This window comes from Singulisphaera photorubra (assembly GCF_045290345.1).
GTDB lineage: Bacteria > Planctomycetota > Planctomycetia > Isosphaerales > Isosphaeraceae > Singulisphaera.
On sequence record NZ_CP155447.1, the window covers coordinates 8,173,732 to 8,189,852 of the forward strand.

Sequence of the window (16,121 nt, forward strand, 5' to 3'; positions counted from 1 at the left end):
CCTATGCGCGACGATCGCGTTGGTGACCGAGAAGAACGGCTCGATCAGGTCATCGCCGGCATCCTCGACGAGGCTGAATCCGAGGGCGTCGAGGCGATCGATCGCCGGCGTTGGCTCGTTCGCTACCCCGAGTTTTTCGACGAGCTGTCCGACTTCTTCGCCGACCGTGATGCCATCGAGGCGATCGCCGCACCGCTCCGCGAGATCGCGGCGACGACCGATGAGGAGTGGTCGTTCGATTGGCTGGCGCCCCCCGACCATCCCGACAACCTGGGCCGACTTGGCGAGTACGAAGTCATCGAGCCGCTTGGTCAAGGGGGAATGGGCGTGGTGTTCAAGGCGTTCGACGGGGGCTTGAACCGGTACGTCGCGATCAAGGTGCTCGCCCCCCAATGGTCGTCCGACGCCGGCGCGCGGCGGCGGTTCACCCGCGAGGCGCGTGCCGCGGCGGCGGTCAGCCACCCACATGTGATCACGATCCATGCCGTCGGTGAATGGCAGGCCCGGCCCTTCCTGGTTATGGAGTATGTGACCGGCGCCTCGCTCCAGCAACGGCTCGCGGAGTCGGGCCCACTGGAGCTCAAAGAACTGCTCCGGATTGGCGCTCAGGTCGCCACGGGGCTGGCCGCGGCGCACGCGCAGGGGCTGATCCACCGCGACATCAAGCCTGGCAACATCATGCTCGAAAACGAACTGGCTCGGGTCAAGATTACCGACTTCGGTCTCGCCCGGGCGGTCGACGACACCCGGCTCACACAGCACGGCGCCTTGGCCGGGACTCCGACCTATATGGCCCCCGAGCAGGGCCGCGGCGACCGACTTGACCGCCGCGCCGATCTCTTCAGCCTGGGAAGCGTCCTCTATGCGATGGCCACCGGCTGCGCGGCGTTCCGGGGCGACTCGACGCTCGAAGTGATCCGCCGGGTCTGCGACGGCCGACCCGTTCCGATCGAGGAGCTGAACCCTGACATCCCGTCGTGGCTGGTCGAGATCGTCGAGCGGCTCCATGCCAAAGATCCGGCCGACCGATTCCAGTCGGCCGACGAAGTTGCCGACCTGCTCGGCCGGCACCTCGCCCGGGTGCAGGATCCCTCACTCCCCTTCGTCACCCACCCCTGGGCCCGCCGTACCCGTCGCCGTTCGCGCCGGATCGAGGCGTGGCGAGTGACCCGCCGCTTGTTGCCTGTTCCGCTGTTGGCCGCGCTCGTGGCCTTGACCTCGTCGGCGGGGACCTGGTGGGCGTTGCGGTCATCTCCGGGCGGCCTCCGCTCGGTCCCCCCCGCAGCGACCTCGGCCCTGCTCAATCCCGCCCGGCTCAAGCAGGAATATCACTTCGATTTCCGGAACGAACGCTACGACCACCGCTGGCTGCTGATCGAGCCCACCGACACGGGCGCGTTGCGGGTGAAGGCCGATCCCCGCGGGCTCCGAATTGCGATCCCCACGAAGCTGGCGAGTCGTGGGGCTGGCATCTTTACCAAGTTCGGGATTCATGGTGACTGCGAGATCACGACGACGTTCGAGGTCCTCTCCGCCGAGAAGACCACCGACGGTATTGGTTCCGGACCCGAGCTCTATCTCCGCACGGTGGATGGATGGAGTAATTTCGTCTCCATGTATCGCTGGGTGCCTAAGGATGGAACCGTGCCCGTGGTCGGCGCTCCGCGGCAGAGAAGGCGGATCACAAGCCCTATCGCGACAATCACAAGAACCCGATGACGGCGAAGCGGGGCCAATTCCGGATCCTCCGCGTCGGATCGCAGGTGCACTACCTCGTGGCTGAAGGGGAGAGCGACCGCTTTCGCGAAATCGAACAGTTGGAGTTCACCACCAAGGATTTCGATCGCGTGCGGTTCTTCGCCCAGACTCACGATTCTCCCATCGCGCTCGATCTTCTCCTGAAGGATCTGACCATCCGCGCTGAATTGTTGCCGGGTTGGACGGCAAGCCCCGTACCTCCGAAACGGTCGCCGTGGTGGGTCGCGGGGGTGGGGGTGGTCGTCGTGGCGGCCCTCGCCGCGGGCGTTCGGTGGGCGGCAAGGCGGACGCGGCAAGCGCAGGAGGTCGGATGACGAGACCGCGACCGGCACAGGGCGGCGGGGGGTTGGGACTGCTCGCTGTGTTGGCGGTTGCCCTGGCGCTGCGGCTCCCTTACTTGACGGAACGCAGTCTCTGGTACGACGAGGCGTCGTCCTGGCAGACGGCGAAGTTTCCGCTCTCGGAACTGTGGCAGAGCGTTCGCTTGAACGTTCATATGCCGCTCTACTATGTCCTTTTGAAAGCCTGGATGACGGTTTGGGGCGAGTCCGTCGCGGCACTTCGCGGGTTTTCGATCACTTTCGGGCTGCTCACGGTGTCCGGGATGGATCGGTTCGCCCGTGAGCTCTATCGCGTTTCAGCGTCGGGGGACGACCGGGAATCCGGCGGCAGGCAATTCGGGTTGATGGTGGCTGGTCTCGTCGCGGTCGCCCCGTTCCAGGTGTTCGGTTCGATCGAGGCCCGGATGTACGCACTGGGCACCGCTCTGACTGCCGTCAGCAACTGGCTTCTCCTGCTCCTCCTACGTGAACGAGGCCCTCGCGGGCTTTGGTGGGCCTACGGCGCGAGCGTCGTCGGCCTCCTCTACTCGCACCACTACGGTCTCTTCTCGGTGATCGCGCAAGCTGTCTTTTTTGCGCTTTACCTGGTTTGGCTGTTCAGTCTGGGCTCGCTGTCCGAGGCGCGGGCGGTCGCCGCGAATGGGGCCGCGGTCGCCGTCATCGTTGCGGTGGTCTATCTTCCGGGCCTCGTCCTCCTGCGGGGACAGACCGGCCGGGTCCAGCAAGAGTACTGGATTCCCGAGCTACGCTGGCGGACGTTCTGGGGAACCTTCAGCGAGTTCCTGGTTCCGACGCACGGCTTCGACTTCCTTTTCGGGGGCCAGCTCGTTTGTGCCGTCGTCCTGATCTCTTGTCTCATCGTTGCGGTTCGCGGTCGGCGCGGCGACAACCTGGTGTTGGCATCGGCCGTGCTCCCGTTGCTTCTGGCCGCGGCCGTTTCGACAATCCAGCCGATCTGGATAGCCCGATACTTCCGGTTCGCTCACCTCTTCTTGCTAACCGCCGTCGCCTTGGCGGTCTGGAAGCTCACGCGAAGGTCAAGCGTCTTGCGGGCCGTCCTGGTCACTCTGCTTTTCGGGGTCCTGGTCGGTGCGAATGCCGTCTTCTGGAACTACCTCGACATCCCGAATGGGGGAGGAGTACGTCAGGCTGTCGCGACGATCCTGGCCGAGCGTCGCGACGGTGAAATGATCGTCACATTCAGCCATCATCAGTATGTTCCCGCCAAGTACTACGTCAGTGACCGGGCCACCCTCCGCCTTCTGGATTCGGGGCCGTTGTTCTGGGGCAGTCACCTCATCAGGCCCGCGGACCTGATCTCTCCCGACCGGTTGCAACAGGCGCTGGGACGCGGCGTCTGGGTCATCGGCACCGACCCAGTTCCTGGGGAGCAGCCGGTGTTGGCTGGTGCCGTGTTATCGCGGCAGCATGTGTTCCGCTATTACCAATCTTTACACAGGCACTTGTACGTTCACCGGTTTGTGATCCCGAATCGACCGTCCGTTCAGGAAAGGCCGGGGCAATGACCATGACCGTGACTGTGAGACAAAAGGCGTTCACGTTGCTTGAACTGCTCGTTGTCGCTGCGGTGATCGGCGTGTTGGTCGCACTGCTGATCCCAGCCGTCCAGAGGGCACGCGAGGCGGCGAGGCGGATCCAGTGTCAGAACAATTTGAAGCAGTTGGGAATCGGTTTGGCCAATTATCAAAGTCTATGCGGCGTCTACCCGTTCGGCGTTGGCGCGGATGCCGACAAGCTCCTCCCGACGTATGCCTCGACGGGCAACCGGCGGTTCTCACTCCACTCGCAACTGCTTCCCTATATCGAGAGGTCGACGCTGTTCGACCAACTTAATTTCAATGTCGCTCCATTCTATCCCGACGCGACGGGTGATCCGGTCGCGAAGACTGGCCAGGGACCGAATGAGACCGTTGCCCAGATTTGGGTCGACGTTTTTATCTGCCCGTCCGACTTCAACAGGATGAGTTCCCGGCCCTGGGGCCAGGTGAATTACCGGTCGTGTAACGGCAGTTCGTGGTCGGGTCGCACAGGGAATGGCTTATTTGGCCAGGCGACTCAGATTCGGCCCGGTGATGTGAGCGATGGCCTCTCGAATACGGCCGCGGCATCCGAACGCTTGCGTGGTCACGACGATTTCGAGCGGATGGACTTTACTTCCGATTTGTTCCGCCTGGCCGCGCCCTGGACTGAGACCACGTTCCGGTCGTGGTGCGACGAGTTGACCGACGACGAGGCCGCCGCACTTCCCCATAACCCAACGTCGGCGACGCTGGGTCTGACCTGGCTGGAAGGCAATATGTCCTGGACGCGATATAACCATCTCCTCCCCCCCGGCCGCAAGACCTGCGTGAATGGAGTGACCTGGAACGGCGCGGCCATGACCGCCAGCAGTCGCCACGACGGAGTCGTCGGCTTACTCCTGGGCGACGGATCGGTCCGATTCGTCAAGTACGCGGTCGATCCCGCCGTCTGGAAGGGGTTGGGTACGATCGCGGGGGGTGAGATGATCTCGGGTGATTCGTACTAACGAAACGACTTCCCTCAGTGAAAGGGAAAGTAAAGTTTCGCCGAACGTCAACGCGATCGGCCAAGGCATCATCGTAGGCCTACCAATTCCCGTAGGGTAGGCACGGCCCACTATCTTAACCTCTGCTTTGGCAAGGAGATAGGGATAGTGGGTAGTGCCCACTCTACGGGAGAAATCGGATTCTGGCCGTCGATCAATCGTAAAGCGTTGATCAATTCATCTCTTTCTGAAGCCTTGGGCTGGTGGCGCACGGGTTCCGCGTACGGAACCCGTGGCACCCAGGATTCCCATGCTTCCCGGCTCAAGTGAGCGTTTTGAGTGAGACTAACTGTCTCTCCCAGTAGCTCAAGTGGCGGGAACCGGCTCGGCCAGCGGGTCAGCCGATTCGACTTCCTTCTTCTCCTTGGGATGGAAGAAAATCGCGAGCAGAATCGCCGATGCGATTCCGAGGGCGGCTGGTACCGAGAAGAGCTGGCTGAAGTTCACAACCTTCTCCCCTGTGGCCGTGACGGTGGTGACCTGATCGCCGAGCCAACCCCAGAGGAAGTTGCCGAAGAACGGCCCGACGCCAAGGATCAGCAGGTTGAACATGCTCTGGGCGCTGGTCCGGATGTCCTTGGGAAAGTGCTCGTCGACGTAGATGTAGACCGTGGCGAAGAAGAAGGCGTACGCGAACCCGTGGACGACGTTACTGAGGATGACGAGCCAGAGCGTATCCTTGGTCCCGATCGCGTAGATGCCGAACCGGATCACGTGGCCGAGGATGCCAAAGATCATCGTCGTTCGCCAACCGAGCTTCTTGAGGAAGAAGCCGAGGTAGGCCATCGTGGAAATCTCGGCAATCTGCCCGATGCTCATCGCCGGGGCGATCCAGTTTTCGGCCAGACCGATCGCCGAAAAGAACGGGCTCGTCCAGAAGAAGTAGCAGTAGTGAATGAACGAGTCGAGCAGGGTCACCACGAAGAGAACCAGGATACTCGGGACCGCCAGGAGCTTGAGGGCCTCGAGCGGAGCGAACTTCGATCCCTCATTCTTGGCTGGCGGGGTATGAGGCAGCGTCAAGCAGAAGGCGGCCAGAACGAGGGAAGCGATCCCCGCGACGATAAACGTGCTCGTCAGTGCCACCTCCATCGGATGCCCGGTTTTGGGCGTGGAGAGTGCTTTGCCCAGCCAGGAGACGAATCCTCCCGCCGCGGCCATGCTTGGTACCTTGGCCCAGTCGATCGGGATGAAGATGAACGGCCAGCTCGCCGCGATCCAGCCAATCGTCCCCCAGACTCGGATCGGTCCGAAGTCTTTCTGGGCATCCTTCAGGTTGGCGAACGCGATTGCGTTCGTCACCGAGAGCGTCGGCACGTAGAAGAAGCAGTGGAGCAGCATCAGCCCGAAGAAGGGCCAGAATTGCTTGGTGTAAGCGAGCGCCAACATCGACAGGCCACCTACCAAGTGGCTGAACGAGAGGAACCGTTCCTGTGCGAAGTAACGGTCGGCGAGCTGGCCGCCGAAGAACATGCCGGTCAGCGATGCGATCGCGAAGGCGTTGAAAATCCAGGCGATCTGTACCCCTTCAAACTTGAGGTACTTGCTGAGGTACAGGCCGAGCAAGGGGAGCCACGCTCCCCAGATCACATACTCGAGAAACATCATGATCGAGAGTTTGGTACGAATGGCCTGATTCATCGTGGGAAGTTCTCGCGAGTCTCATCATGGGGGACGGACTGACGAAGGCCTTGATGGCCTTGCGTACGCTTAAACCCAATAACTTTAGCAGTTCGATCGCCGCAAGGCGATGGGATGACGGTCAATTCGTCGCGGCGCTCAGGCGGGGAGCCAGTCGATCAGGCGGTCGACAACATGACGGCATGTATTTGTGCGAGCCCAGTCGAATCGCAGCGCGGCCCGGCCGTCATCGGAATTGGCCGCGACGATCGCGCGGACCGAGGCGATGAAGCCATCAGGGTCGGCCGCAACCTCAAGGAGGTGAGGGTAGAGCTGGCATTCGGGCAAGGCGGTCGAAACGATCGGCCGGCCAGTCACCATGTAGTCCAGGATCTTGGTCGGACTACAGGCGATGTTGAAGGGGTGGTCGGTCTGATAGGGGATCAGGCAGACGTCGAACGCGCGGTTGTAGAGGTGGATCGATTCCTGGGCCCGCCACCCCAGGGCGTGGACGTTGGGCCGAGCCAGGCAACGCTGGTAGTCGGCCTGCCAGGCGTCGGTCCCTTGAACGCTCGTTCGTCCGATCAGGACGATTGACGCCTCGGGCATGGCCTCGCTCAGTTGGGTCAGAAGTTTCCAGTCGAGCCGGTCTTCCATGGTCCCCACAAAGCCCAGGAGCGGGCGAGGGAGTGAGGCGATGTCGGCGGGGGCCGGGGCGGGCACTTTCCAGGCGTGTTCGGCCAGCGATGCCGTCGGAGCTCCATGCGGCAGATGCCGGATCTTGGCCGCGGCCTCGGGAACGGCGGCCTTCAACTCCTCGGCACGGACACGGGAGACACAGATCGTGAGGTCGGATTCACGTACCGCCTTGCGCTCTAATGTCCTGATCTGATCCGCGTGTTTTGGCCAGTAGAGACTGTAGTCATCGAGGTTGAAATAGACCTGGAGGTCGGGACGGAGGCTGGCACTGAGGTAGAGGTAGTGGGGGTAGGTCATCACCAACGCAAGGCGGGCGTCAGGGGCATGGCGCTGGTGCCAGCGTCGAGTCGCTCGACCGATGGGTCTCATTCCCAAACTGGGGAATTTCTTCATCCAACCGCTGGGAAGCACCAGTTCGCGCTGCCAGAGCCGGGGGCCGCGCTCGATCACGGGGGCGTTCCAGTTCCAGGGACGAAGCCCGCGATTCCAGGCGTTGCGATAGTCGTGGCACTTGAGGAGCAGCGTGGCCACTCCCGCTTGCTCAACCTCGCGAAAGAGGTTCTCCGTGGAAAACCAATTCGCATCTGCCACCGCGAGGGCAAGCCGGTACTGGTTCGCATCGAGGCCGGGCCGTAGTTGTCTGTCAGTCGTGGCCATCGTGGCTCTCGGTGTCCGGATCGTGAACTCCGTCAGTCCGCACCTACTCCAGTCGGCAAAAGGTGGGCGCCGACGGCCGTGCAACCCGAGGGTCAGATCGACTCCATCGATCCGTTTGGAAGGTCGACCGACCCGCGAGCGCAGGCAGCTTATGAAAATTATTGCTTCGTTGTCAAGCATGCACGCGCTGCGAAGTGTTGATCAAGAGGCCCGGGGATCCATCCCACGTAAGCGGTGCGTTTTTCCAACATTCGGGATATTTTGCGATTGATTTGGGATTGAACCGCGCAACCTCGAAAGATATGATCCGTAACTTCAAAATTGGGATTCAGACGCGGGATGCTCTGCGGGCCGTTTCGGAGCGGTTCGCTGGGGTGCCGGTCACGCGGGGTATCGACCTATGACGAGGCCCATCGAAACGCGTGTCATGGGATAGATGCATTTGAGATTCGGGATTGGCCCGAGTTGATTCGGCCTTTCCTCGCGACTTCGCGATTGAGTTCAAGGGACGGGACATGAGTTCAGAACCGTGCCTGACTCGGCTGACTTGATGATCTATTTTGAGTATTCAGAAGAGCCTTCGGAATCAGAAAATTTTCTCTAGACCTCCGAATTTATTGTAGGCGCGTGCTCACACGCTACCTACAATTTGGCCGACTTGGTGGCAGCGACCTAAACCCGGAAGGATGAGGGGGGTTAGGTGTCGCCGAGCGGCAACCTGCGTCTGGGATGGACGAGGGTCGCGCCGTTTTGGGATCAGGTTTCGACCGGTCCTGACGGCCAAACCATCATGCCTGCTGTCTTGGGTTCCAACGGCGGGACTCGAGGCACCCGATGCGGAGCCACTCCGCATTCACCGATTGATTACGCACCTTCTGAAAGGGTTTAGCCTGATGCATCAGATCATTCTTTTGACCGCCCTCACTGCGACCAGCGGACTTTTCGGCGGTGGTCGTCAGCAGTGTGGGACGAGTCGTTGCGGTCGCCCGACGCTGGGCTTCTCTGCCTTCGCCCCTCAGCAGCGTTTCGCCCAGCCGCAGATCTCTGCTTGCCAGCCCGGGACCGCTTGCGGCACGACCGCCCCGGCTGCTTACCCGACCTATGCGGCTCCTCAGGCCCCCGTCGCCGCCCCCCAGGCCCCCGTCGCCGCCCCCCAGGCGCCGATCGCTGCCCCTCAGGCCGCGGCCTATCCTTCCTACTACTATCCCACCGCGGTTTCGAGCTGCGCCGGCGGCAGTTGCGCCGCCCGCCGTTGATTTGGCTGGACCGATTGACTTGCAGCTCGTGGAGCCTCAGGTCATCGTGTCCTTAGCCTGACCCTTCCATCCCTTGACGGAGTTCTTGCGCACCGCGTGAGGACTCCGTCTTGCATTTCGAAGGCGCCGAACGAGTCGCTTGCGATCCTCGAGGCTTCGAAACGCGATGCCAGCCAATGGCCACCGCCCGCGGGTTCTGTTCCGTAGTTGCAAGGGGATCGGTTTCGCTCGCCTGTCTATTGCGAAGATGCGATCGCGGTTTCGAGCGCGGTGTCGAAACGGGATCTCGTTTTCGAGCGAGGATTTTTTGGGGTGGGAGGAGGGGCAGGAAGTGTTGACGGCCGGCGAGGGAAAACGATTCTCGTTCCCGCTCGCCGCGTCCATCAAAATCGAGTCGCGATGGCTTGGGTCGTTGCGGACCCGTTGCCATCGCTCTTTGACGATTCCATGCGGAAAGCTCAATCAGGGTTCCGATCCGCTTTTGCAAGCCGATCCGGAGATCCCTCAGGGAGCGATGGTGGCGAAAGTTCTGAGCGTCGCCGGGGGTTCGTCCTTCAAGTCGGTCGCGATCTCGAAGACCGCGTTGTAGGGACCGGCTTGGTCAGGAGCCTTGAAGGTGATGTCCACGGTATGGAGCGGGCGTGCTCCTTCGGGGTCCGGAGTTCCCGACAGTTCGACCTTGTTTCCCTTGAGGGTGGTGAGCTTGAACGGCTGGGCGGACCGGACGAGGACTTTTTTGGTGACGGTGGTGCCAGGCTTCATCCGTCCCAGGTTGATGATTGAGGGAGAGACGACAACGGCCGTCTGCACGTTCGCCGTGACGGAGACCGGAATGGTCGCTCCGCTCGGGTCATTGGTTTCCAGGAGGATTTCATCCTTGAAGTAGCCGTTGGGTACGGTGGGATACAAGGACGCAGTCAGGGAAAACTGTTGCTGTCCGTCGATTGTGCTCCCGGTGGGTTTGAGCTCCGCTTTGATGTGATTGCTCTGCGTCTTCATCTTGGTCACTTGCCAGTTGGGCATGCCGCCCGCGTAGCTCAAGAGCAGGTTGATCTTTGGTGTGGCGGAGCGCTGCACGGTCCCAAAATCAACTTGGCCGGGCATCAACGTGATGTCACCCCGGATGAAGCAGCTCAGGTTGAGGTCGACCTCGACGAAGTTCGGCTGGTCGATGATCAAGGTCAGGCCCGAGGCCTTATGGCCAACGAACTTGGTGGTATCGATGACCGCTTCGATGGAGGTCTGAGTGCCTGTCGGGATCACGCGGGCGCCGACTTTCACCTCGGTGCAGCCGCACTTGGTCCGCCAGTCCGCAATGTGGATTTCAGATCCCGTCCGATTGATCAGACGGAAGGTGTGGTGAATTTTCGAGCCTCGAGCGACGGTACCGAAGTCGAAGGCTCGTTCTGGAAACGCTGTATCGACCCAGCTCTGCGCAACCACGGTATGGGCGGCAAGCAGAGCCCAGGCCGCCATGAGGATTGGAACGCGACGCATGGGGCCAATTCCCTTCTTATAGGCGAGATCACTGAGCGGCCTCTCCGCATCTCCGTTGCGAGCCAATCCTGACCAGCCAGGCCGCTGGCGGGGCGTGGCCGGGTCCCTCGGGACGCTGCCGCCACCCCCGCGCTCGCTCGAAAGCTATCATATCCCCATCGCTGATCCTCGTCACTTCGAGCTGACGTTTTTCTCCGAGCTTCCACGATACTACCTGCACGTCCACCCCATCCCGAATCCCCCTGATTCTCATTGTCAGGCTGGTGAGGGCGTGTACTAACTGTTACGATGATTATGAGGCGTCGTTCGAGCCGGTTTCCTCGTCGTTCTCGTCCATGGGGCCGTCGGGCCGATTGCGACCACCGTTCTCACCAACGATACCAAATCTCTTCTCTTCAAAAAAAACGGCTTTTCTCCGTGCTTCCCCCACGTCTCTGAACGCAAACCGCCGCGGATATTCTGCTATGCTCAAGCCCGCCGTGGAAGTTCACAATGTCGATGGGATCCTGGTCGCTGAGTTCTGGGATTGTTTTCGACTGGATCCGGCTCCTGTTCAAGAGTTACGCAAGCTGTACGAGTCCCACCTCGCCTCGAAAGGGCGGCCCGAAGCGGTCATCGACCTTCTCGGCGTTGGGTATGCGGGTTCGGCGGCTCTCGGCAACTTCATGGCCATGCACCGCCTGGCAAAGCAGCGCGGCGGACGACTCATCTTCTGCAACGTCGATCCGACGGTGTTCGAGGTGTTTCGCGTCAGCAAGCTCGATCCCCTGTTCACGTTCTCGGCCGACCGCGCCTCGGCGCTGGTGGAGGCGAACCGTCAGGAACCGTTGCCGGCTCCCGATCCTGCTTCCGCCCCCCTCGCTTCGACGACTACTCCCGCCGTGGCCCCTGCCCCTCTCCGGAAAAGCGGTGGAGATGGCTTGATTAGCGCAAGTCGGCGGAGGAAGCTGTCCTGACTCGCGGACCGGTGTCTCGCGGCCGTAGCCTGCGCTGGTGACCATGGGTCTGATTATTCGTTTATATAGAGGTTTTTCCAGATGACGTCCACGCCTCGAATCGATGTGCAGGAAATCGATAGCGTGAAGGTCGTCCGACTCCTCGACCGGCAGCTCTTCGACGAGCGGACTGTCCGTGATGTTGCGGACCAGATTGCAGCCATTCTGCCCAATGACGGCACCCCAATTCGGCTGGTGCTCGACTTTTCCGACGTGGCCTTGATCTCGAGCTCGCTGCTGAGCAAGCTGATCCTTTTGCAGCGTCGGGTGGATGGCTCACGCGGCAAATTCCGACTCTGCGAGCTTTCCCCCGTGCTGCAGCAGGTCTTCCGGACTTCGAACCTCGATCGCCTTTTCAGTATCGATCGCGATCAACGCGCCTCGCTGGCGGCGTTCTGAACGGGTGGAAATTCGGGTGGATCACAGGCGGAGCGAACCGGGAGACTGGGGGCCGCGGGGGGACTGGGCCTCAGCCACGTGAGGGAGGCCGCTCGAGGGCGGCTCGACCCGAGCCCGGTTCAGACCCGCACCAGCCTCCAGCCGCCGTGGAGAAACCGCGCGGCGACCAAGGTCGCGCGAACGCAGAGGTCGGCGAGCATGGCGACCCAGGCACCGTAGAGCCCCCAGCCGAGACCTCCTGAAGCTTCGGGGGTGGTCAGCAGGTAGGTGAGCGGAATCCGCACGAACAGGTATCCGACCACGACGAAAACCCAGGGCCAGCGGGTATCCCCCGCGCCTCGGAGCGCGCCGTTCAGCACGTTGATCGTTGCCAGCGCGGGCATGGCGAAGGCCACCACTCGCAGGACCGGCACGCCCAGGGCCGCGACTTCGGGCTGGCGTCCGCCGGTGAAGATGAAGAACATCGGCCCGGCCAGGCCGTAGATGAGAACCCCCAGGGCGGACAGAACTGCGACTCCGAGCCACCAGGCTGTCTGGGCGGCCCGACTTGCGAGGTCGGGACGCCCCGCGCCCAGGTATTGGCCCGTGAGCGTACTCGCGGCGACCGCGAAGGCCGTGATTGTCAGGAAGGCGATCGCCTCGCAGCGGATCGCCACACCGTGCGCTGCGGTAGCGGTCGCTCCGAGCAGATTGATCAGGCTGAGGAACCAGAGCTGGGACATGACGTTGGTCAGGCTCTCACCCGCGGCCGGCACGCTGATTCTGAGGATCCGGCGGATCTCGTGCCAGACCGGGAGGATTCCCCGCCAATCGAGACTCATGCCCGAGCGCCCGCGAATCAAGAGGCCCAGAACGACCAAGCCCCCGACGCCTTCGCCGATCGCCGTCCCCAGCGCAATTCCGGCGAACCCGAGTTTCGGGAACGGCCCGAACCCCTGGAGTAGCGACCAACTCAGCACCACATTGATCGCGTTGACCAGAATCATGACCCACATGCCGGTCCTGGTGTCCCCTGCCCCGCGAAGACAGGCAACGCCGACCGTCGTGCAGGCGAGGAGCGGAGTGATCGTCAGGACGATCTTCAAGAAGAGGGTGGCATTGGTCGCCGCCAGCCCCGTGAGGTTCAAGGCCCACACGATCGTCGGCGCGGTCAACCAGCCGATCGCAAAGGTCGCGGTGCCGACGACCAGAGCCAGCGTGATCGACTGCTGGCAGATTCGCGCGGCCTCGGCACGTTTGCCCTGGCCGATCAGCCGGGCCACCAGTGCAGTTCCTCCGACCGAGACGATTGTCAGGATGCTGCCGAGGAACCAGGAGGTAACTCGACACCGTCACCGCGGCCAGATGTTCTTGGGAGAGGTAACGCCCCGTCAGCAGGGTGTCGGACAGGCCGACCAGGTAGAGCAGCGACTGTTCAACAAGCACCGGGGCGGCCAGCCAGATCACCTGGCGTGCAATCGAGGAGCCGGGAACCGTCAGCGAAGGGCGTCGTCCATCACGATCCTTGATTAGGGAGACGCACACCAATTAAGAAAAAAATGCGGGCGAGCGGGACGCGCCAAGCGTCGGTGGAGCGTTCGTAGATTCGGACTGTCACGTTTTTCCCGACCAATCGCGGGGGATTGATTGGGCCTCGGTGCCGGTAGGTGGGTTTCCCGCACTCGACTCCAAGAGCTATGATAGCGACTCGGACAACCCATGCATCGGAGGAGTTCGCACGTGCCCGCTCGAATCCTGGATGGTAAGGCCCTCGCGCAAAAAGTCCGGAAGGACGTGGCGGCCGAGGTAGCGCGGCTGAAGGCCGAGCACGGGGTGGTTCCCGGCTTGACGGTCGTCCTCGTCGGTGAGAATCCCGCAAGCCAGGTCTACGTTCGCAACAAACAGAGCGCGTGCGAAGCGGCCGGCATGCTCGGGACCATCGAACGGCTTGCCGCCGACACGTCCGAAGCCACCCTGCTCGCCACCATCGACCGCCTCAATGCCGATCCGGCCGTGCACGGTATCCTCGTTCAACTGCCCCTCCCCCCGCAGATCAATGAGCGTGCGGTGATCGAGCGGATCAATCCGCTGAAAGATGTGGATGGGTTTCACCCGATCAACGTCGGGCTGCTGACCATCGGGATTCCCCGCTTCGTCCCCTGCACTCCCCTCGGGATTCAGGAGATGCTGGTCCACCATGAGGTCGAGACCCGAGGCGCTCATGTCGTGATCCTGGGCCGCTCGCAGATCGTCGGCAAGCCGATGGCGCTCTTGCTCGTTCAAAAAGGGATTGGCGGCGACTCGACGGTGACGATCTGCCACACGGCGACTCGTGATGCCGCCGCGGAGACGCGCCGGGCCGATATCCTGATCGCCGCCATCGGCCGACCTGAAGCGGTCCGGGCTGACTGGATCAAGCCGGGCGCCGTCGTCATCGACGTCGGTATGAACCGGCGGGCCGATGGTTCCCTCTGCGGCGACGTCCATTACCCAGGGGCGGCCGAGGTTGCCTCGCTGATCACGCCGGTTCCCGGAGGCGTCGGGCCGATGACCGTGGCCATGCTCTTACGCAATACGTTGAAGGCCGCGCGCCTGGCCTTTCCATGAACCAACAACAAGAGACGCTCCGGAAGCTTGATCGGCTGCTGAACCAACTCGATCGGAAGGTCCGGCGGCCCCGCTCGCGGTTTCCGATGGCGGCGATCTACTTGACCCTGGCCCTGATCCTGGGTTATCAACTGCTCGTGCGTTTCGTCCCCATGGTCTGGTCGACGCTTTTGCCCGAAGGCTTGGCACAGGCCGAAAATTTGTCCGGCTGGCCGGGTCTGATCTATCGCCTGGGATGGATCTGTCATACCCACTACGAGTTGGTCCTCGTCGCGCTGGGGTGCATTTCGATCGCGGGTTTCGTCTTGAGCTGGGGCCCATGGCCGGCTCGGGTCCTCGTCTGGCTGGCTGCGGTGGGGTTCGTTCTCGTCGATGCGGGGATCGTGTTCGTTGCGATCATGACCTGTGTCAATCTGACACTCTGAATCACGTCCGGGGCCGTCTCGGGCGAAGAATACGATCCGCATCGCCATCGCCCGTTTCACCTCAATTTGAAGGCGACCTCTATCATGATCCGCCTGGGAATCTGCAACGAACTCTTCGAGGGATGGGACTTCGCCGAGGTTTGCCGGACGGTCAAGGCGCTCGGATACGAAGGCCTCGAGATTGCGCCGTTCACCCTGGCTCCGCGGATCACTGACGTCTCCGCGCAGCGTCGGCGAGAACTGAAAACGATCATCGAAGACTCGGGCCTGAGCACGATCGGACTCCACTGGCTCCTGGCCAAGACCGAGGGCTTTTATCTGACGACTCCCGACGCCGCGGTCCGGAATCGAACGGCCGACTACTTCGTGGAACTGGCTGAGGCCACCCGCGACCTCGGCGGCACCTTGATGGTCCTCGGCTCCCCAAAACAGCGCGACTTGCTGCCGGGCATCTCGTACGACCAGGCGTTTGAGTTCGCGGTCGATGTGCTCAGCCGAGCGATGCCGAAGATTGGCGATCTCGGAGTCGACCTTTGCCTCGAGCCGCTGGCGCCGAGCGAGACCGACTTCCTCAACACCTGCGACCAGGCGAACGTGATGATCGATCGGGTGGCTCACCCGAACTTCAAGCTTCACATGGATGTGAAGGCCCAGAGCGGCGAGACGAACGCAACCGTCCCCGAACTCCTGACCAAGCACGCCGCCAAGGCCGGACATTTTCATACCCAGGATGTGAACCTTCGCGGTCCCGGCATGGGAGACGTTGACTTCGGTCCGATCATGAAGGCCCTCGTCGATTCCGGCTACGATCGTTGGGCCTCGGTCGAGGTCTTCGATTACTCGCCAGGTGCCGTGGAAACGGCCCGCCAGAGCATCGAGACCCTGAAGCGGACACTGGACGCAGCCTACGCCCATTGATCGATCGTCGGGCGGATCCTCACAGGCCGAGCGATCTGGGAGGCCTGGAGGCCGTACTCGGCCCCCGGTCGACTCTCTGTGCACCGGCCGGGGCCACGAGTACGCCCCCCTCACCCCGAGGTGTGCTTTTTCGAGGGGTAGCCGATGGAGGGAAGGCTTCCGCCTGCCGCTGCTCGAGGTGGTAGACTGAAGCCTTCCCTCCGAAAATTGAGGAAGTGAGGGGCGGCCGAGCCCCACCCGGCGGAGACGTATCGTCACCAGCTTATGGTGTCGTCCTGCCTCGTCTTGCGCTCGGCGGCTCATCCCATCTGATGTCAATGCGGTAGATTTGTACAGTGGGCAATTGCGGGGTCGGAGGGAAAACTGGTATTGTTGTGTAGGGT

General features: G+C 62.2%; 14 protein-coding genes. 10 read left to right on the plus strand and 4 right to left on the minus strand.

Annotation, left to right across the window (positions count from 1 at the left end):
* Nucleotides 1–3 precede the first annotated feature (3 nt).
* Genes V5E97_RS30755 through V5E97_RS30770 form a run of 4 tightly spaced genes read left to right on the plus strand, consistent with a single transcriptional unit; the run spans nucleotide 4 to nucleotide 4,647 of the window.
* On the plus strand, nucleotides 4–1,719 hold the full coding sequence (locus tag V5E97_RS30755; RefSeq protein WP_406695375.1) for a serine/threonine-protein kinase: 1,716 nt from the start codon (nucleotides 4–6) through the stop codon (nucleotides 1,717–1,719).
* The gene (locus V5E97_RS30760) at nucleotides 1,716–2,072 is read left to right on the plus strand and encodes a DUF1583 domain-containing protein (protein WP_406695376.1); all 357 of its coding nucleotides are present in this window, start codon (nucleotides 1,716–1,718) and stop codon (nucleotides 2,070–2,072) included. The genes V5E97_RS30755 and V5E97_RS30760 overlap by 4 nt, the downstream gene beginning before the upstream one ends.
* Entirely contained in the window at nucleotides 2,069–3,625 is a 1,557-nt protein-coding gene (locus tag V5E97_RS30765) for a glycosyltransferase family 39 protein (protein ID WP_406695377.1), read from the plus strand. Before V5E97_RS30760 ends, V5E97_RS30765 begins: the two co-directional genes overlap by 4 nt.
* Nucleotides 3,622–4,647 (plus strand): DUF1559 family PulG-like putative transporter, encoded by a 1,026-nt coding sequence (locus V5E97_RS30770; protein ID WP_406695378.1) that lies wholly within the window; start codon nucleotides 3,622–3,624, stop codon nucleotides 4,645–4,647. The genes V5E97_RS30765 and V5E97_RS30770 overlap by 4 nt, the downstream gene beginning before the upstream one ends.
* Before the next feature lie 345 nt (nucleotides 4,648–4,992).
* Here the strand turns inward: V5E97_RS30770 and V5E97_RS30775 are convergent, their stop codons facing one another.
* Nucleotides 4,993–6,327: an MFS transporter gene (locus tag V5E97_RS30775; RefSeq protein ID WP_406695379.1), complete on the minus strand. Its 1,335-nt coding sequence runs from the start codon at nucleotides 6,325–6,327 to the stop codon at nucleotides 4,993–4,995.
* 138 nt (nucleotides 6,328–6,465) lie between these two features.
* On the minus strand, nucleotides 6,466–7,662 hold the full coding sequence (locus V5E97_RS30780; RefSeq protein WP_406695380.1) for a glycosyltransferase: 1,197 nt from the start codon (nucleotides 7,660–7,662) through the stop codon (nucleotides 6,466–6,468).
* An 893-nt stretch (nucleotides 7,663–8,555) separates the two neighbouring features.
* On the opposite strand from V5E97_RS30780, the gene V5E97_RS30785 reads away from it, so the two are divergent.
* Complete coding sequence (locus V5E97_RS30785) at nucleotides 8,556–8,918, plus strand: hypothetical protein (protein WP_406695381.1); 363 nt, start codon at nucleotides 8,556–8,558, stop codon at nucleotides 8,916–8,918.
* Nucleotides 8,919–9,422: 504 nt separating this feature from the next.
* Here the strand turns inward: V5E97_RS30785 and V5E97_RS30790 are convergent.
* The gene (locus tag V5E97_RS30790; RefSeq protein ID WP_406695382.1) at nucleotides 9,423–10,415 is read right to left on the minus strand and encodes a DUF1573 domain-containing protein; all 993 of its coding nucleotides are present in this window, start codon (nucleotides 10,413–10,415) and stop codon (nucleotides 9,423–9,425) included.
* Nucleotides 10,416–10,879: 464 nt separating this feature from the next.
* Here V5E97_RS30790 and V5E97_RS30795 point away from each other — a divergent pair, with 464 nt between their 5' ends.
* Nucleotides 10,880–11,371, plus strand: a complete 492-nt coding sequence (locus V5E97_RS30795) for an STAS domain-containing protein (RefSeq protein ID WP_406695383.1) — start codon at nucleotides 10,880–10,882, stop codon at nucleotides 11,369–11,371.
* An 81-nt stretch (nucleotides 11,372–11,452) separates the two neighbouring features.
* Complete coding sequence (locus V5E97_RS30800; RefSeq protein WP_406695384.1) at nucleotides 11,453–11,809, plus strand: STAS domain-containing protein; 357 nt, start codon at nucleotides 11,453–11,455, stop codon at nucleotides 11,807–11,809.
* A gap of 119 nt (nucleotides 11,810–11,928) precedes the next feature.
* Here V5E97_RS30800 and V5E97_RS30805 read toward each other — a convergent pair whose 3' ends face one another.
* Nucleotides 11,929–13,071 (minus strand): MATE family efflux transporter, encoded by a 1,143-nt coding sequence (locus V5E97_RS30805; protein ID WP_406695385.1) that lies wholly within the window; start codon nucleotides 13,069–13,071, stop codon nucleotides 11,929–11,931.
* A gap of 457 nt (nucleotides 13,072–13,528) precedes the next feature.
* Here V5E97_RS30805 and folD point away from each other — a divergent pair, with 457 nt between their 5' ends.
* The 3 genes from folD (at nucleotide 13,529) to V5E97_RS30820 (ending at nucleotide 15,738) form a co-directional block, all read left to right on the plus strand.
* A complete protein-coding gene (folD, locus tag V5E97_RS30810) occupies nucleotides 13,529–14,395 on the plus strand; it encodes a bifunctional methylenetetrahydrofolate dehydrogenase/methenyltetrahydrofolate cyclohydrolase FolD (RefSeq protein WP_406695386.1) in 867 nt (288 codons plus the stop codon).
* Nucleotides 14,392–14,820 (plus strand): hypothetical protein, encoded by a 429-nt coding sequence (locus tag V5E97_RS30815; protein ID WP_406695387.1) that lies wholly within the window; start codon nucleotides 14,392–14,394, stop codon nucleotides 14,818–14,820. Before folD ends, V5E97_RS30815 begins: the two co-directional genes overlap by 4 nt.
* 84 nt (nucleotides 14,821–14,904) lie before the next feature.
* Nucleotides 14,905–15,738, plus strand: coding sequence for a sugar phosphate isomerase/epimerase family protein (locus tag V5E97_RS30820; RefSeq protein ID WP_406695388.1), 834 nt, complete (start codon nucleotides 14,905–14,907; stop codon nucleotides 15,736–15,738).
* Nucleotides 15,739–16,121 lie beyond the last annotated feature (383 nt).